Consider the following 17,004-nt stretch of genomic DNA (forward strand, 5'->3'; position numbering starts at 1 on the left):
TGATCGATCGCTCAAGGAGGAAGGTTTTATGTTCAAGATGACTGGCAGGCTGTTGACGGGGTTGTTTGCCCTGTTGCTGTTGCACAACTGCTCGTCCAAACCGGATATTCCGCCGGTGACGGGCTATGAACGGTATCAGAACCCCTACTTCAAAGGAACCTTCAGCTACCCCACCGGCTGGCATATCGTGGAAGAAGGCGGCAAGGTCAATATCTATTCGGCAAGTGATCCCAATGTCATTGACAAGTTTTACAATCCCACTTCCAAGACCGGGAAGGACGGCGCGCAGCTAGCGGTGAGCTATCAGCGCCTGGATTCCGTGCAGGCGCTCGCGCAATATGCCGACTCCTTCAAGCAGGATCGCGAAACCGAGGGTTTCCAAATCAAGTCCGTCGATGACAAAATCATCGACAGCACCGCCGCCAAGCAGATCGTGTTCAGCGGCGCCTATGACAAGGAAACGAAGAAACACGTGGTGCATGTGATCGCGTTGAAAGATTCCGTGCTGTACACCGTCGAATATTCCGCTTTCAACGACTATTATGAGCCGTATCGCGCCGCCATCGATACTCTGCTTGCCACGCTGAAGCTGCCCAGCAAGCAAGCGGCTGCGGCAGCCGCTGACCCCAGCCTGCCCTCCGCGGAATTCATCGAGTTCTCCAACGAGCGCCTCAGCCTGCGCCATCCGGACAATTTCAGCCCCAACCTGCTGCGCGCCAAAGCGCCGGCGGAATTCTCCCTGCAGTTGAAGGGCTACCGCCAGGATTGCACCGTGCAGCTCGATGTGTTGCCGGCCCAGGGCCTGACCGTGGACAAAGTCTTCGCGCAGAACGAAAAATTCTTCAAAGGCAAAGGCCAGAGCGAGACCACCATCGACGGCAACCCCGCCATCTATCGCAACTACTCACCGGTGCGCGGCGTCGAGAGCCGGGTCTACTTCGTGGTGAAGAACGACAAGATTTACCGCCTCATCATGAACTATGACCAGACCAAGCGTGCGGATTTTCTGCCCGCGTTCGAGAAGGTCGTCGCCTCTTTGAAGATCAAGTAGGCTGTCCGCCCCGCCGAAGCTGAGCGTTCCAGCTCAGCAGCACGCACGAATGAAAAAGCCGGAAGCATGATTGCCTCCGGCTTTTTTTATTGTTGCTCCGGGATGCGGACGCCATAGCGTCGGGCGGCGGTGAGATTATGTTGCTGCCCCGCCCTCGCCGTTGCAGCAAAGCCTCAGAGTTTCCTCGACTCTCGCAGTTCTCCAAATCTCGGCTCAACCGAGGTGGGAGCCTTCCCGGACCGGAAGGAGTTTCTAACCCTCGTGAACCGCTGTTGAAGCCAACCGATTCGCGGTCGCAACCCTGCCCCGCGAGGAGGCAGGATGGCCAAAGTGAAGTCGCAACGCACTAAATCGTGTGCCCGCCATCCACCACGTATACTCCGCCGGTGCAAAGCGCCGCGGCGTCAGAGGCCAGAAAGATCGCAAGCCCGACAACATCCTCCGGCACGCCGAGCCGCGGAATCGCCTGCTGCTGCAACACGCGGCCGGCGATTTCTTCATTTTGCCAAAGCACGGCGCTAAAGCGGGTTTTGATCACGCCCGGACAGATGGCATTGACGCGAATGCCGTCCCGGCCCCATTCGCGCGCCATCACCTTCGTCAAGGTGACCAGCGCCGCTTTGCTCGCGCTGTAGAGGCCGAGCAGGGGCTCGGGTGAAATCGCGCCCACGCTGCTGAGGTTGATGATGGCGCCACTGCCGCGTTTCGCCAGCGTCGGATAAGCCCGCTTGCACAACTCGAGCGGGCCCTTGACGTTCACCGCCATGATCTTGTCGAACAGACCTTCTTCCAGGTCGAGCAACGGCCCGAGCACCGGGCTGATGGCCGCGTTGTTGACGATGATATCGAGTCCGCCGAACACGGCCTGCGCCTGGTCCACCAAAGCGCGCGCTTCTTCCATTCGCCCCATATGCGCGGCCAGGGCGGCCGCCTCGTGGCCGGCCTGCCGCAGCGTTTGCGCCACGGCCTCCACTGCTTCCAGTTTGCGGCTGCTCACGACGACGCGGGCGCCGCATTCAGCCAAGCCACGGGCAATGGCCGCGCCGATGCCTTTGCTGGCCCCGGTGATCAAAGCAACCTTGCCGGTCAGATCGAATCGCGTATTCTGTTGCATGGAAAGACTGAGGTGAATGATGGTGAGAGGGTGAGGCGTCCTGCGGATTGTCGTTTGTCTGGCAAGGTCCACCAGGTGCGGAATGCAACGGCGAGCCGGTCCGCTTTGGCGGGACGCGCCTGCATGCTGAAACCAAAATAGTACAGTAGGCCAGTCGTGCGAGAGATGTCCAGATTAGAACCCTTGAGGAACCAATCCCAGGTTGTTGATACTCCAATTCACTTGTTCGAGACTTTCATGTACTCTCGAAATCTCCTCATAGTCCCAATATCTCAGCTTATCCCTCAGGTCTTTTACATCTTGCACATAGTTCTTGATCTTCTCAATTTGCTGTTTATCTGATACGGCGACAACACCCTGCACCGCAGGGTTATTGAGTGACTTAAGCAAGTTCAGAATAAGACTATCGATACTTCCCTTCGTTTGGACTTCGAAAACATAAATCACACGTCCCATATTCCCGATTGTTGCTTCCCAAATGGTGTCAACTTTTGACCCTTCGGAAACTTTCTGTTCAATCTTTGCAGTGAATCCAAGCCACTGGCCTATATCTCTCAACTTGTCTCGAATATCATCATGAATAAACTTCGATGTCTCTGCCGGTTCAACTTCTGTCACTTCATCATTGTCTCTCTTCGAGTGAATCTTACTGAGATTTTCTTCGACCTGGAGTTCAAACCAAATAAAGTAGTCGACTGCGAGTAGAGTCGTATCACCAAAACCCGCGCTCTTCAATTCTTGGGCGATCTCCTTGCAGACTTGACAAAGTGAGCTGTAAACGTCGCCAGTGAGTTGGTAGTCATATCTTGGAAGTTTGCTGATAGATAGATAATGCAAGCCCACATACGCTCTTCTGTTCCACAACATGAACTCATTGGGATGGGTTTTGCAGAGAATCTCACTGATCATGGCTGGTCCGATGCCTTTGATTTCGCTTCTGAAGATGTCCCATCTCTCAGCAATGTCAGCTTCGCCCCAGACCAAATTGGCAAGATTCTTTCGAAGATTCGCCAGACCGTTGTCTTCAATTATTTTGTCAACCACGTAATGTTTATTCCCCCAAATCAACATGGCCCAAAGTTTCGAAATATATTCGTAAATTTCCTCAGGTGTCATCGCAAGGATTCTGTCTCGCGTGAATTGTTGGTAGTAAGCTGTGAAGTCCAGGCGATCCTTGAGATGTTGGTTAAATTCCTGAGGATCTTTCTTTGATGCTCTTATGAATTGTTGAATATGTTGACGCAACAAAGTGTGATTCATGCTCATGCTCCAGTGTTTGATATATCCTTGCTGAGGGCTCTTTGGTCTCGGCGGATTACGCTTTAGTCATCCCAATTCCGTACTTTGCCTCAATTCTCCTCCTTCGGAAACTCCACCGGGAAGGAATGCCGCAACCAGATTCTGCGATCGGAACGCACGTTTTCATCCGCGAAGTCATACTCGACTTGCAGCAACATGTCGGGATTCAGGCGATACTCCAATCCCAAACGGTGGCGCAGTTGCAGTTTGTACTCCAAATCCGGCAGCGGTTGGCCGGCGATCGCGGTGGCGCTGTCCTGCTCGGCGCCGCTCTCGAGTTGGCCGATGTAGGAGAGATAGAGATTGTCGAGCAGATATTTCCCGACCGTCAACCGGCTGCTGCGGAACAACGAGCGCCGGGCATCGGGCAGGGTGGGCGTATTTGCCGAGGAATTGCTGGACAGGTTGGTCGTCAGGAAATTCCTGGTGAAGCGCGAGCTGAAGCGTACCACGTCCAGGCCGAGCGTGCGCTGCACCGCGCGCTCGACTGGCCGCAGAAACGGCCGCAAAATCAAATTGTCGGTGCCGATGCCCACGGCTTCGGTGGCTTTCTCGCCCAGGCGGTCCACGGAATAGCCCAGCGAGGCCAGCACCTGTTCCTGGCCGGTTCCCAGCAGGTTGGGCTGATCCGAAACGAGTTTGAATACGGCGTGCTGAAAGCGGCCGCGCGGCTCTTCCCGGCCCGAGACCGGGTCAATGGCCACCAAGGTCAGGTAGACATTGTAGGGCGCGTTGGTGGAATCGCGCACCACGGTTTTGGCGCGGCCATAAACGATGGGGAAGAGTTGGCTCTTGTCGAATTCTGCGCCGAATTCCTCGACCTCGAAGTTCATGTCGAGATATTCGACCTCGCCGCGGGTGGCGAGCACGCTGCCCTCGATGCGAAAGGCATTCTCGCCATAGGTGGTGTCATCCACGATGCCGGCGAAACGCAAGCGGCTGCGGGCATCATCGACGCCGAGATCGATATAGACATCGTTGAAGGCGGTGGGAATGGCGCGCACGTAGTGATTGTCCTTGCGGCTTTCCGCCACCACGTTCCAGTTGATGCGGCGCAGCAGGTGGCGCAAAACCGGATCGGATTCCTCGATGAAAGGAAACTGGAACTCGACGTTTTCGAGCACGGCGCGGCCCTGCACGCGCGGATGGTCCCACGGCCCGCCGATCATGAACTCATCGGCATCGCCCCACACGGCGGTGGAATCCACCAAGCCCGTCAAGCGGAAGCGGCCGATTTCATGCTTCTTCATCAACCCCGGAATGCTCAACGGCAAACCGTTTTCCGAGGACTTGGCCAAAATGGTGCCGAGATGCAGGGAGGAGTTCCCGATCTGCAGCGGTTCCCAGCCGGGACCGCCGGCAGCCGCCAGCGCGTCGATGCCGGCGCCGCTGGCATCGGCAAGCAACACCGGCGCGAGGTGCTCGACGTTGCGCACCGACAGCGTGGCTTCGCCGAGGCGGGCTTCCAGAAAGGGAATCGCAATGAAAGTGCCGCGGCCATCGATGGCAATCTCAGCATTGATGCCGGTGATTTCGCGCGCCAGCCGCGCCATCGGAAGGGCGCCGTCACGCAGGCTCAAGCGGGAATTGCACAACGTCAAGCGGCCATAAGGGCCGCGCACATTGAGGCTGAGCTGGCTTTGACCGGAGGCGCCCGGTTTGAACCAATTGCTCACCTCTGGCAGGATCGCCAGCAGATTGCCGCCGCCGGCAAACGAGGCCCGCACGTCGGCTTCGCCGCTGAACGGCAGAAAGGCTTCGCCCGCGAGCGAGAGCACGTCTTGTTTACTGAGGCGCAGTCGCGGCAGATAAATCCCATGGCGGGAGAGCCTCGCCGGCGGTTGCTGGTCGCGGCTGTTGTCCTCGAGATCAGCACTCAGCTCGCTGAAGCGTATGCCGAACACGCTGGCATTGCGCACGGCGAGCGCGCCGGAGAGCGGCACGCCTTTTTCGCTCCAGAAATCAGCGGCCGGGCCGTCGGCGTTGAGCCGGAGCGAGGCCTCGCCGTCGAATTTGTGCGCCGGCATGCCGGTGAGCGCCTGCAGCAATTCGCCGCTGCGAATTTCTCCCCCGCGCACATCGATCTGCAACCGGCGGTCGCTGCGGCGATAGCCAACTTCGGCCGCGAGGCCCGGCCGGTTGTCTTTCATCACCTGCAGGCTGTCAATCTGCCAGCCGCTGCGGTCCGCGTTGATTTGACCGCTGATCGCGAGATTGCCCACTTCATGAAAGAAACCATCGAACAGCCAGAAGTGCCCGGCAAGTCGGGGATCGTCGAGGCGGCCGCTGAGCTGCATTTCCCCGAACATCTTGCCGCGCCAAGCCGCGCTGTCGCCCGCAGCGCCGTTCAACAAGCGGCTGAGATCCGCACCGGACAAGCGCAGGCCGCCTTTCACCTCGCGGCGGCTGCCGGTTTGCACTTCGAGCGTGGCATTGAGCCAGGGCTCGCAGCGGAAATCCGTGATGCGGAAGAGACTGTCCTGCACGTGCAGCGTGTAGTTGGCGATGAACTCATTGGGCCGGCCCGGAAAGAATTTGACATAGCCGGAGGTGACCCGCTCGCCCTGCAACAGCGGCAGCATGTAACCCACCACGCGCAGAAAGCTGTTTGGCGAATTCTTGCGGCGCACCTCCAGGCCGATGTTGAGGCTGTCGGTGTGGCCTTCGAGGTTGAAATCAACATCGAGATCAGCCAGCAGCGAGCGCGAGATTTTTTCTCCGAAGAGCACGGGCAGCGCCTCGACTTCCAGCCCTTCGATTTTGAACATCGGCCGCGCGCCGAGCCGCCAGAAAGTGGCATTGACCTTGCCGGGTTGCTGCGGCAGCGCCGCGCTCAGGCGCAGCGTGTCGTGCGCCATGGCAAAGTTGCCCAGCCAGCGGATGGCCGGCTGGTCCGGCCGTTGCACTTCGAGCGACATGCGGCCCTGCAGCAACGGCTGCCAAAAACTGCCGGAGATCTGCGCCACACTGGCCATGCGCGTTTGCGGCAGAGCCGGCAACGAGACGAGGCCGGCGCTGCCGTTGGCCGGGCCGTTGTCTTGAAATTTGAAACCGCGGCGCGCCAGCAAGCGCGAGAGCAGCGGCGTCAAGCGGCCTTCCACCACCACGGTTGCGGCCACCGGCAACTGGCGCGCGCTGAGATCGATATTGCCCCAGCCTTCCCACTGAAATTCCGGCGGCGGCGCCAGCGCTGGCGCGGCACGTTCGTGAGCGAGATCAATCATGCCGCTGCCGCGCCAGCGCAATGAGGCGCTCGCGCCGGCCGCGACCGTGTCCGCCGGCTCGGCGCCATATTCGAATTGAGCTTTCACTTCACGCAGCCTCTTGCTGCCGATCACCGCGAGCGGGCTGGCGAGGCTGGCTTGAATGTGCGGAGAAAAGAAAGTGCCGGTGATGCTCGCATGAATTGCAGCCAGGCCGGTAAGGGGAGCAGCCTGACCGGTGCGTGGCGGGCGCGCGACGCGCAGAAAGGGCGCCAAAAACTCGCGCAGCGCAAGAGAGTCACAACCAAAATGCAGATTGAGTGCCGGCGCGCGCACTGCCAGATTGGATTGGTTGGCTTGCAGGGAATCTGCCGGTGGCATCTCGGCGGCAATTCTCAGGGCATAGGGATTCTTGCCGCGCCCCAGCGACGCCATCCAAAAGGGCAGCTCCCCGAGTTGCACACTGCCGCTGAAATGCATGGGTTGGGCATTCACCAATTGCCTGCCGTTGGCAATGGTCAGGCTGCCGTCTTGTAATGTGGCATCAAAGCTGGCGTCTGCAATGACGAGTGGCGCGGTTTGCAGGGAGGTGGCCACATGCTTCATCAAATTGTTGCCGGTCAGGGCGGCAAGCTTGTGGCTGAGGCGATCCAGCCAGGAGGAGGCTTGCGGTTTGGCCGGGCTGACCGGCTCGTTCAACGCGTAGAGGAATTTGCCGTGGCGGAGATGCAAATGGCCGCCGACTTCGATTTCGTCTGCAACCGACTCCGGCGTCGTCGCCGGGTGGCGGGCGAAGACCAGGCTGCCGCCGAGCGTGCCGCCGGCCATTTCCATTCGACCCGGCAAGCCAATGGGCAACCGGCCTTTGAACTGCAGATCGGAAATATCGAGGCGGATGGAATCGAGCGCGACGCGCCGCATGTCGATGGCGGTGGAGAGCGTCAGTTCCGCGGCGCTGGGATGCTGGACGTTGCCGTGCAGCCGCACCTGCGCCTGCGACTCGCCCCAGGCGTGCATCCAGCCGTTGATGTCATTTACGATGGTAAGGGCCGGTTGCGCGAGTGCGCTGTCGGCGAATGTGATCCGGCCGTGATGAATCTCGACGTTTTCGATGATGAGATATTTCGAGGCCGCGGCTGCTGGCGCAGCAGTTTCCGGAGAACGTGAATCGGCAGTGGCTGGCACCGCGGGGCGGGCCGCGGCCGGCGGCGTGAGAGCAGGCGGCTTCGCCGGTGCGGCCGGCTGGGAGGAGCGCGCCGGCGAGATCGCCAGCACCGGCTCAAACACCGCGATTTGAATGACGCGCGGCGCAGGCGCGAACAGGTCACGCAGCAGCGCGAGATAATTTACACGAATGGAGACTTGCCGGGCGTGCAGCGTGAAGGCGATTTTGCCGGCGGTGGCATGGGGCTGAAAGGAAAGGTCACGCAGGTCGACGCCGCTGAAGGTGGGATGCAAATCCCGATAGAGCAACACCCCGCCGAGCGTCGTCTCGATTTTTTCCACGACGATGCGCTGCAGCAGGGGGCGGCTGGCGTAGATTTTCCACCCGGCGAGGCCAAGCAGAGCGGCGACCACCAGAGTGGCCGCCGTCAGCAAGCGCCGGCGTCGTTTCTTCATGGCCGACAGGCGTGATGAGTTTATGTGGAGCTATTCCAAATCCAGCGGTACCGGAGCGGCGGCGAACTGGGCCGCCGGCATGCCATGGGGTTCGAGGTCGGCAGAGATGATTTGTTCGCTGACCCGGCCAAAGCGGCGTTCGCGGCCTTGGTAAGCCAGCAGCGCTTCGTAGAATTCGCAGCGGCGGAAGTCCGGCCACAGCACTTCGGTGACGTAGATCTCGGTGTAGGCCAGTTGCCACAGCAGGAAATTGCTTACGCGCAGCTCACCGCTGGTGCGAATCAACAAATCCGGGTCTGGCAGCTCAGAGGTGTAGAGGAAGGACTTGATCAGTTCATCATCAATGGCTGACGGGTTCAAGCGGCCGGCCTTGACTTCGGCGGCGATGCGGCGCATGGCATCCGTCAGCTCCTGGCGGCTGGAATAACTGAGCGCCAAATTGAGGGTCAACCCGGTATTCTTGCCCAGCGCGCGCATGGCGTGTTCCATGCCGGCGCGGGCGACATAGGGCAGATCATGCAGATGGCCGATGGTCATCAGGCGGACGTTGTTGCGATTGAGCTCCTCGATCTCTTCCCGAATGGTCTTGACCAGCAAACTCATGAGAGCGGCAACTTCGCTTTTGGGCCGGCTCCAGTTCTCCGTCGAAAAGGTGTAGAGCGTGAGGTAGCGGATGCCCAACTCGCCGCTGGCGCGCACGATCTCGCGTACGGAATTGATGCCTTCACGATGGCCGTGTACGCGCGGCCGGTTGCGCAGATTTGCCCAGCGACCGTTGCCATCCATGATGATGGCAACATGCTCAGGCAGCGGCCCCCGCTTCAGGCGATTGATATATTCATCCCAGACCTCCTGGTCTGCTTTGCTGTCTTCAGAACCCCGCCAAATCGCCGGGCGAAAACCATCCTGTTTGTCTTCCGCATTCATGGACGCTACTCGTAACTCGCTTAAGTTTTGGAGGTTATTTTGTGATTCCAACATGGCTGCGAAACATACTCGTTGGTTCATTCAAAGTCAAGGAGAATTCCATGCTACCGGGGAAGGGCAAGTCACAGCCGTAATACTCTGAGCAGCATGGATTTATCGCGCGCCCCGCAGCGCACGAAACTGCCGGAATAACATGAGGTAGCGACAAGCACATTGCCTGCGCAACAACTTTAAGACAACGTAACTTTGCGCACCGCCCCGCTTGGCTGAAAAACAATAAATTTCTGAAAAAAGCTTGCGCATCGCGGCAACTTTTTGTTTATTGACAGCCGCTTTTGCTCTTGTGTATCGGAGCAAGCACTCCGGGCTTCGCTGCCGCTGCGCAACTCCAGGACGAGGCGGGCAGGCTGGCAGAGAGCCGGGCAGTCACTTCAATTCTCAGGTTGCTCGACTGAACCATGCTGACACGGAGGTCTACCCATGTTCAAATTCAAATCCCGCGAGCTTGATTTCATTGAAATCTTACCCCCATCTTCGGAAGCGCTCAAAGAGAATCTGGAAACCATTCTGAGTGATTCGGAACGTTGGAATGCCGCGCTGGCCAGTGTCGATCATCAAACCGGCACCTATCGCATCGTGCTGGAAGGCCGTTTGCGTGAAGCTGAGAGCATTCATTGAATGAAGAAGATTGGCGGTTCGCGAAGGCTGTTGCCGGTGGCGGTAACAGCCTTTTTTGTTTGCCGGCGTTCAGCGCGGCGGCCGGCGGTTCTTGCTGGCCGCCTGCACCGCGAGCGCCGCACCCACAATGCCGGCGAGATTGCCGCTCTCGGCCGGTTTGATCACAGCGGCCAGTTTGAGGTACTTGGCGAATTTCTTGTAGTCTTTCACGGCGCCGCCGCCGAGGATGACCAGATCCGGAGAGAGCAGGAGGGACATGTAATCGAGATACTCCTGCACGCGCATCGCCCATTTCTTCCAGCTCAGTTTCTTGCGCACCCGCACTTGATCGGAGGCGCGGCGTTCCGCTGCTTTTCCACGGATTTGCACATGGCCAAACTCGGTGTTGCTCACCAGCTTGCCGTTCACGAACAAGGCGCTGCCGATGCCGGTACCCAGGGTGAGCAGCAAGACTTTGCCGGAGTGGCCGCGGCCGGCGCCGAAGCGCATCTCCGCCAATCCGGCCGCGTCGGCATCATTGATGACCGTGACCGCACAGCCGGTGGCCTCCCGAAACAGACTCTCCGCGTGCTTGCCGACCCAGGCTTTGTCCAGATTGGCGGCGGTGAGCACTTTGCCGTTCTGCACCACGCCCGGGAAGCCGATTCCAATCGCGCCCTGCCACGCGAAATGCTGCGCCATCTCCTGCACGAGCTTTGCGACCTTTGCCGGTGTGGCTGGATTGGGCGTGAGCAAACGCAAACGCTCTTTCCTCAGTCTGCCGGTGTTGGGGTTCACCGGTGCGCCTTTGATGCCAGTGCCGCCAATGTCAATGCCGAGAATCTCCATGGTGCCTCCAGAAAGTGTGCGGTCTGCGGGGTCATGACGCTTCTTCAAAGCCGCGGGAAAAACCGGTTGTCGAGTCGTTGGCTGCGGCACCTCGGCGGCTGCCGATCCCGGATGTGCATTCTCAATTGGCCGGCGCCCGCCGCGGTGAAGTGGCGGCAATATAAGCAAGCGGCTGCAGGAATCAAAGATGAGACATGATTTTCTACGCCAACCGCGGCCGGTTGGGGGAAATTATTCTTGCATTTGAATGGCATGTTGCATAGACTTGCTGGCGCTGCCATCGGAAACTTCGTCACAACCAGATCAGTATCGGACGGCATGATCTCCGCAATCCTACTCATACCACTGTTCCGGCAAGAGGGTGTGGTCTCGCTCATTTTTCAATCAGGACTTTTTGCCAAGCTCATTCTGGCGAGCTTGCTGCTGTTGTCCATCATCACCTGGGCGATCACCATCAACAAATACTGGCAATTCCGCGGCATTACCACCGATTTCCTGCGGCTGCTGCACAGCCTGCGGCCGAATTCGGAGGTGGCGGCGGTTTATCAAACCGCGGTGAAGGAAATCGGCGGGCCGGTGGGTCGCATTTTTGAAGAAGGCTTTGTCACCATCGCCGGCTATCTCGATCCGGTTAAGTCGCCGCGCGGCCGCAAACTCGACCTGGCGATGGACGGTGTGCTGCCGGCCATCGAAAAGGACGTCAACCTGCGGCTGCAAACCGCCAGCGTCACGGAAATCTCCAGCCTGGCGGCCGGTATTCCCTTTCTGGCGACGTCAATCAGCCTGAGCCCGTTTCTCGGGCTGCTGGGCACGGTCTGGGGCGTGATGCACACCTTCCTGAGCATCGGCCAGGCCGGCGGCAGCGCCGATTTGTCGGTGGTCGCGCCCGGCATCGCCGAGGCCCTGGTCACCACGGTGGCGGGCCTGCTGGTCGCCATTCCGGCGCTGCTGTGCAACAATTTCCTCTCGGCCCGCCTGAGCCGCATCGAAGATGATTTCGCCCGCCTCAACACGGAACTGGCCATTTACTTCAACCACGTCGTCCACCGTGAGAAACTCAAAAACGAAGATCGTCTCGGACATCAACGTCACTTCGCTTCTTGATATCGCCTTCGTGTTGTTGATTGTCTTCATCATCGCCGCGCCGTTCATGCGCTCGGGCGTCAAAGTCGACCTGCCGGGCACCATCGCGCCGCAGCCGCAACCGCCGCGCGCCATCGTGGTGACGGTGAGCCGCACCGGCGAAGCGTTCGTGGACGGCGAGCGCACTGCTTTGGCCGGCATCGGCGCGAGTATCTCTGCCAAACTCAAGAATGCGCCCAACCAGCCGGTGTTGATCGAGGGGGACACGCGTGCCGAATACGGCAAGATTGTCGCGGTGATGGACATGGTGCGGCAGGCGGGCATCCAAAACGTGGGGTTGATTCTGGAGCCGCTGGCCGCCAAGAATAGATAGCATCGATCCGGAAATCAAGTGACCGCCCAGGCGCCTGGCCCTGAAGCGTGCACAAGTCAGATGTAATACTCGCTTTTGCTCATGATGAAGCGCCCGGGCGGTGGGGTTTTTGGGACGGACACTGGAGAGTAACTGTCCGAAGATGTTCCAACCTCGACTGAGCCGAGTTTTCTCAAACTTCGAGTCTTATGGAAACTGCGAGGATTTTGATGCAACGGCCAAGCCGTAGCCGGAACATGCATGAGTTGGGGAGTGCTCCAACCTCGGCTGAGCCGAGTTTTCTCAAACTTCGAGTCTTGTGGAAACTGCGAAGATTTTGATGTAACGGCCAAGCCGTAGCCGGAACATGCTTGAGTTGGGGAGTGCTCCAACCTCGGCTGAGCCGAGGTTTCTCAAACTTCGAGTCTTGTGGAAACTGCGAAGATTTTGATGTAACGGCCAAGCCGTTGCCGGAACATTTTGGGTGAAAGCACCCCAGCTCTGCGGGCAGAAAACACATGCGAACATTCGAAAAAAAAGCCGCCCTCCTTTCCGTGACCGGGCACGCAGTGTTGCTGCTGGCCATTTTTCTGCTCGGCTTCTCAAGGCCGGCGCCACGCGGCTATCCCCGTGTGCTGACCGCCACCTTCGTGGAACGCAGCTCCGCAGCGACCGAGCCGCGGTCAGCAGCCGCGCCGCGCGCCGTGATCAATCCCCGCCCGGAACCGGCCGTGACCAAAGAAGTGCCGAGCAAGATCGCCGTTCCCAGGAAAACGGAACCCCGAAAACCGGCCACCAAACCGGAGGAGACGCCAAAGCCGCAAACACCCGCGAAAGCCCCAACGATTTCGCGGGAGCCTTCGACCAGCAGCGGCGCTGCCCCAGCCAGCGGTGGTCAAGAGGGTCCGGTAGTCAGTGGCGTCGCCAAACTCGATGTGCCGGATTTTGCCTTTCCGCACTACATCGCGTTGCTGCAATTGCGCATCGAAAGCCATTGGCGTCCACCCTATGGCGGCAGTGGCCAGTTTCTCGCCACCGTGCATTTTGTGATTGCGAAATCAGGCCGCGTCATCTCGAGCGAATTGGAAAAATCCTCCGGCAATTTTGCTTTTGATCAAGCGGCCTTGCGCGCGGTGCAAACCGCCAGCCCTCTGCCGCAACTCCCGGAAGGCTCCGGCCTGGAAACGCTGGGCGTTCATTTTGATTTTGTCGCGAATTGGTAACTCACTGTTGCTTGCCAGAATCATGACGCTGGAATCTCGCCTGCCTGTTTGTGTCCGTTCGACTCGTCGCCGTGCAATTGCTGCCGGCCGCCGGCGCACGACTCACCCCCTCGTGTTGCTGGCCGGAATGATCGGCCTGCTTGCTCTGCTGCCTTGCCGTGTTGTCGCCCAGTCGGAAGTCTACCTGCGCGTGGAAACCAACACTTTCGCGCGCATTCCGGTGGAATTGAAGGAGTGCCGGCCGTTGCAGCAGGCCAGCCCGAAAGACGCCACGCGCGTACTCGATGTTCTCGACAACGATTTGTGGATGTCGAGCGTCATTGCTTCCTTCCGCAGCGATGAAGCGCCAGCCGGCGACTCGCCCTGGCTGGAAATTGCCAGCCGCGGCCCCGCGCAGCCGTTTCGCCTGGAAGTGCATCCGCGGCTGACGCAGCAAAATGATCGCGTCAAGCTGGAAGCGGATTTGATCGACAGCAACTCGCGCCGGCCGCTGGCGCAGAAGAGCTATCAAGGTTGCCGCGACAACCTGCGCCTGCTGGTGCACAGCCTTGCCGATGACATCGTCAACCTGCTCACCGGCGAAAACGGTATTGCCAAAAGCCGCATTGCCTTCACCGCCAAAGTCGGCGAAAGCAAGGAGATTTTTGTGATGGATTTTGACGGCACCAACGTGCGGCAGTTCACCGGTTTCGGCAACCTCAACTTGACGCCGGCCTGGTCCACGGACGCGCGGCTGCTGGCGTTGACGTCTTACCGGCAGGACAATCCCGACCTCGTGCTGGTCGACGGTGTGACGGGACGGACGGTGCGCGCCTTTACCCAAACCGGTTTGCAAACCGCGCCGGTGTGGTCGCCGGATGGCAGCTTGATTGCCTTTGCCTCGACGCACGAGGGCAATTCTGAAATCTATGTGATGAATGCCGAGGGCAAGCGTCTGCGCCGGCTGACGCATCATCCCGGTGTCGATTCCTCGCCGACGTGGTCGCCCACCGGCCGTGAGCTGGCTTTCACCTCCGACCGGTTGGGTACGCCGCAGATTTTCATCATGGATGCCGAGGGCAGCAACGTCCGCCGCCTGACTTACGTCGGTGATTACAACGACTCGCCGGCCTGGTCTCCCAAGGGGGATAAGGTCGCCTTTGTATCGCGTTTGAACAGCCGGTTCAACATCGCCACCATCGAGGTGACCGGGGAGAATCTCACCCAACTCACCGCGGAGGCCGGCAGCAATGAAGACCCGGCCTGGTCGCCGGATGGTTATCGCATCGTGTTCAGTTCCACGCGCAGCGGCGGCAGCGACATTTACAGCATGGAGTGGAACGGGCAAAATGTGCGGCGCCTCACCCACAAGGGAACCTGCACCAGCCCGGCGTGGTCAAACAATTCCCGGCCCGATCTCAACAGCGCGTGCCGGGATTGACTCTCAGGTTTTAGGAAAAGAGAAACCGTCGTCTGCGTTCGAGCGCATTGAGACTTTTAGAGAGAGACTAGTCGTCAACGTCAAAACTGCAAGGAGGTTTGCATGTTGTCTCGTTCGAGCAAGTTCGGCTGGCCGCCGCTATTGTCACTGGTTCTGTTGTTGCTTGTGTCCGTGGGTTACCTGGGTTGCGGCGGCGGCAAGCAGATCGTGCAACAAACCGAAGCGGCACCGCCAGAACCGGTGCGCGAGGAGCCACCGCCACCGCCGCCCGCCCGGCAGCCGGCGGTGGAACGTGAGGAAGCGCCGGCGCCCCGTCCCCTGATGCTGGCCAATGTCAATTTCGATTACGACAAATACGATCTCACTGCCAGCGCCCGCGACGTTTTGGCGGGGCATGCCCGTGCCCTGCGCGAGCGGCCCGAGCTCAACGTGCGCATCGCCGGGCATTGTGACGAACGCGGCACCATCGAGTACAACCTGGCCTTGGGTGAAAAGCGCGCCAACGCAGTGAAAGACTACCTCGTTTCTCTGGGCGTCGAACGCTCGCGGCTGAGCACGATCAGCTACGGCAAGGAACGGCCGCTGGATGCCCGCAGCAATGAAGAAGCCTGGGCCAAGAATCGGCGCGCGGAATTCGTGATTCAGAATCAATAGCCGGCGCCCGCCGCTCCCGGCCGCAGCGTGCTTGGCGCGGCTTCGGCCCGGGATTGCGGCAGCCACCTTCGCGTTACGCATTGCCATGGGTGACCAGAATATGCGAAACCTCAAGCTTTTTCTCTCGGCAGGCGCGTGCCTGGCGTTGAGCGCCTGCCTCACGCCGAGCCAAATGCGGCGCATGGAGTCGGACAATGCCTCGTTGCGCGCCCAGGTGGATTCCCTGCGCCTGCACGTGCAGCGCCTGCGCACCGCGGCGGCCAAGGCCGAAATGGCCGGCGGCAGAGCCGATGAATCGTTCCTGCGTCTGCGTGCGGACAACGAGCTTCGTCTCAATCAGTTCGCCGATCAGATTCGCATTCTCAGCGACCGGGTTGACGATCTCGACAATCGGCTGGCCAGCATGCCGAGCAAGCTGCGCTTGATGAGCGACAAGGCGGCTGCCACGCCATCGACGCCGGCGGCCACGGCCACAGAAACTCCCGCCGCGACGGCAATCCCCGAAAACGCTGAGGCCGCGCAAAAGCTCTACGATACCGCGTATCAGGACCTGGTGCGCGGCCAGATCGATCTCGCGCGGGAAGGCTTTCTGGAATTTCTGCGCAAGTATCCGCAAAGCACGCTGGCGGATAATGCGCAGTATTGGATCGGCGAGAGCTACTACACCCAGAAAAACTATGCCCGCGCCGCCGCCGAGTTTGCGGAAGTACCGGACAAATATCCCACCAGCGACAAACTGGCTGCCGCAATGCTGAAACGTGCCTACGCGCTGTTGGGATTGAATCGCAACGCCGAAGCCAGAACTTTGCTCGAACATGTCATCAAAAAATTCCCGCGCTCCGCGGAAGCGGAATTGGCGCGCGTCAAATTGCAGGAGTGAATCACGGCGCCCGGCAGCCAGCACCGCCGCCGGCGCCCGGATTTTCCATGCGGCATGAACCCGCAGCGAGGGAGTGCCTCACCATGCCCCGATTCGAACGCCACATTTTCATTTGCACCAACGAGCGGCCGCCGGACCACCCCAAAGGCTGTTGTGCCGCCAAAGGTTCGCTGGCGCTGGCAGAAAAATTCAAAGAAGAGCTGCACAAACGCGGGCTGAAGGGCCGCATGCGCGCGAACAAGGCCGGCTGCCTGGACTTGTGCGAGTCCGGGCCGACCGTGGTGGTTTATCCCGAAGGCGTGTGGTATCAAAAAGTGACGCTGCAGGATGTCAGCGAAATCATCGACTCGCATTTGCTCGGCGGCAAAATTGTCGAGCGGCTGCGCGTGCCGGAAACCTAGGAGAAAAAGCCGGCAGCGCCGCCGGCTGGTTGGCTCTGCAAAGCAAGAACGTTTTCTGCGGGTTTTTCGATTTGCAGAGAAATCCACGATTTCAGTTTTTGTTCTCGCCAGCGTGCTGTCCCTCCCTTGCTCATCCGGCCCCGGCATTGCCCGACACCGGCGGTAACCAATTCCCACCTTCAAGACGCGAAGCCACTGGCGCCTCTTTCAGCGCGTCGCCCACAGTGCTTAACCCGCGCATCCCGTCGCGCGCGCATCCCTCCGTTCACCT

General features: G+C 59.7%; 14 protein-coding genes. 9 read left to right on the forward strand and 5 right to left on the reverse strand.

All coding sequences use genetic code 11. From position 1 onward, the window contains the following. Positions 1-28 precede the first annotated feature (28 nt). Positions 29-1,051, forward strand: coding sequence for a hypothetical protein (locus L6R21_00780; GenBank protein ID MCK6557709.1), 1,023 nt, complete (start codon positions 29-31; stop codon positions 1,049-1,051). A 346-nt stretch (positions 1,052-1,397) separates the two neighbouring features. Here L6R21_00780 and L6R21_00785 read toward each other — a convergent pair whose 3' ends face one another. From L6R21_00785 to L6R21_00800, 4 genes are all read right to left on the reverse strand, one after another. Further along, positions 1,398-2,165 carry a glucose 1-dehydrogenase gene (locus L6R21_00785; GenBank protein ID MCK6557710.1) on the reverse strand — a complete coding sequence of 256 codons (768 nt, stop codon included), beginning with the start codon at positions 2,163-2,165 and terminating at the stop codon, positions 1,398-1,400. A 174-nt stretch (positions 2,166-2,339) separates the two neighbouring features. Beyond that, entirely contained in the window at positions 2,340-3,425 is a 1,086-nt protein-coding gene (locus L6R21_00790; GenBank protein ID MCK6557711.1) for a hypothetical protein, read from the reverse strand. A gap of 89 nt (positions 3,426-3,514) precedes the next feature. Further along, positions 3,515-8,287: a translocation/assembly module TamB gene (locus L6R21_00795; protein ID MCK6557712.1), complete on the reverse strand. Its 4,773-nt coding sequence runs from the start codon at positions 8,285-8,287 to the stop codon at positions 3,515-3,517. 30 nt (positions 8,288-8,317) lie between these two features. After that, positions 8,318-9,073: an isoprenyl transferase gene (locus tag L6R21_00800; protein MCK6557713.1), complete on the reverse strand. Its 756-nt coding sequence runs from the start codon at positions 9,071-9,073 to the stop codon at positions 8,318-8,320. A 621-nt stretch (positions 9,074-9,694) separates the two neighbouring features. On the opposite strand from L6R21_00800, the gene L6R21_00805 reads away from it, so the two are divergent. After that, positions 9,695-9,892, forward strand: coding sequence for a hypothetical protein (locus L6R21_00805; GenBank protein ID MCK6557714.1), 198 nt, complete (start codon positions 9,695-9,697; stop codon positions 9,890-9,892). Positions 9,893-9,961: 69 nt separating this feature from the next. On the opposite strand, the gene L6R21_00810 is transcribed toward L6R21_00805, so the two are convergent. Further along, positions 9,962-10,720: an ROK family protein gene (locus tag L6R21_00810; GenBank protein MCK6557715.1), complete on the reverse strand. Its 759-nt coding sequence runs from the start codon at positions 10,718-10,720 to the stop codon at positions 9,962-9,964. Between the two features lie 318 nt (positions 10,721-11,038). On the opposite strand from L6R21_00810, the gene L6R21_00815 reads away from it, so the two are divergent. From L6R21_00815 to L6R21_00845, 7 genes are all read left to right on the forward strand, one after another. Next, on the forward strand, positions 11,039-11,824 hold the full coding sequence (locus L6R21_00815) for a MotA/TolQ/ExbB proton channel family protein (protein ID MCK6557716.1): 786 nt from the start codon (positions 11,039-11,041) through the stop codon (positions 11,822-11,824). Then, a complete protein-coding gene (locus L6R21_00820; GenBank protein ID MCK6557717.1) occupies positions 11,769-12,176 on the forward strand; it encodes a biopolymer transporter ExbD in 408 nt (135 codons plus the stop codon). Before L6R21_00815 ends, L6R21_00820 begins: the two co-directional genes overlap by 56 nt. Positions 12,177-12,673: 497 nt before the next feature. Then, positions 12,674-13,378 carry a TonB family protein gene (locus L6R21_00825; protein ID MCK6557718.1) on the forward strand — a complete coding sequence of 235 codons (705 nt, stop codon included), beginning with the start codon at positions 12,674-12,676 and terminating at the stop codon, positions 13,376-13,378. Positions 13,379-13,505: 127 nt separating this feature from the next. Then, the gene (locus L6R21_00830) at positions 13,506-14,798 is read left to right on the forward strand and encodes a Tol-Pal system beta propeller repeat protein TolB (GenBank protein MCK6557719.1); all 1,293 of its coding nucleotides are present in this window, start codon (positions 13,506-13,508) and stop codon (positions 14,796-14,798) included. Positions 14,799-14,900: 102 nt separating this feature from the next. Further along, positions 14,901-15,452, forward strand: a complete 552-nt coding sequence (pal, locus tag L6R21_00835; GenBank protein MCK6557720.1) for a peptidoglycan-associated lipoprotein Pal — start codon at positions 14,901-14,903, stop codon at positions 15,450-15,452. A 100-nt stretch (positions 15,453-15,552) separates the two neighbouring features. Continuing rightward, positions 15,553-16,332 (forward strand): tol-pal system protein YbgF, encoded by a 780-nt coding sequence (ybgF, locus tag L6R21_00840; GenBank protein MCK6557721.1) that lies wholly within the window; start codon positions 15,553-15,555, stop codon positions 16,330-16,332. A gap of 83 nt (positions 16,333-16,415) precedes the next feature. Next, a complete protein-coding gene (locus tag L6R21_00845; protein ID MCK6557722.1) occupies positions 16,416-16,733 on the forward strand; it encodes a (2Fe-2S) ferredoxin domain-containing protein in 318 nt (105 codons plus the stop codon). The last annotated feature ends 271 nt before the right edge of the window (positions 16,734-17,004 follow it).

The organism is bacterium, assembly GCA_023150945.1.
Lineage (GTDB): Bacteria > Zhuqueibacterota > Zhuqueibacteria > Zhuqueibacterales > Zhuqueibacteraceae > Coneutiohabitans.

Coding starts and splice junctions, on each gene's coding strand:
- L6R21_00780 (MCK6557709.1), top strand. CDS start 29: ATGTTCAAGATGACTGGCAGGCTGTTGACGGGGTTGTTTGCCCTGTTG.
- L6R21_00785 (MCK6557710.1), bottom strand. CDS start 2,165: ATGCAACAGAATACGCGATTCGATCTGACCGGCAAGGTTGCTTTGATC.
- L6R21_00790 (MCK6557711.1), bottom strand. CDS start 3,425: ATGAATCACACTTTGTTGCGTCAACATATTCAACAATTCATAAGAGCA.
- L6R21_00795 (MCK6557712.1), bottom strand. CDS start 8,287: ATGAAGAAACGACGCCGGCGCTTGCTGACGGCGGCCACTCTGGTGGTC.
- L6R21_00800 (MCK6557713.1), bottom strand. CDS start 9,073: ATGGATGGCAACGGTCGCTGGGCAAATCTGCGCAACCGGCCGCGCGTA.
- L6R21_00805 (MCK6557714.1), top strand. CDS start 9,695: ATGTTCAAATTCAAATCCCGCGAGCTTGATTTCATTGAAATCTTACCC.
- L6R21_00810 (MCK6557715.1), bottom strand. CDS start 10,720: ATGGAGATTCTCGGCATTGACATTGGCGGCACTGGCATCAAAGGCGCA.
- L6R21_00815 (MCK6557716.1), top strand. CDS start 11,039: ATGATCTCCGCAATCCTACTCATACCACTGTTCCGGCAAGAGGGTGTG.
- L6R21_00825 (MCK6557718.1), top strand. CDS start 12,674: ATGCGAACATTCGAAAAAAAAGCCGCCCTCCTTTCCGTGACCGGGCAC.
- L6R21_00830 (MCK6557719.1), top strand. CDS start 13,506: ATGATCGGCCTGCTTGCTCTGCTGCCTTGCCGTGTTGTCGCCCAGTCG.
- pal (MCK6557720.1), top strand. CDS start 14,901: ATGTTGTCTCGTTCGAGCAAGTTCGGCTGGCCGCCGCTATTGTCACTG.
- ybgF (MCK6557721.1), top strand. CDS start 15,553: ATGCGAAACCTCAAGCTTTTTCTCTCGGCAGGCGCGTGCCTGGCGTTG.
- L6R21_00845 (MCK6557722.1), top strand. CDS start 16,416: ATGCCCCGATTCGAACGCCACATTTTCATTTGCACCAACGAGCGGCCG.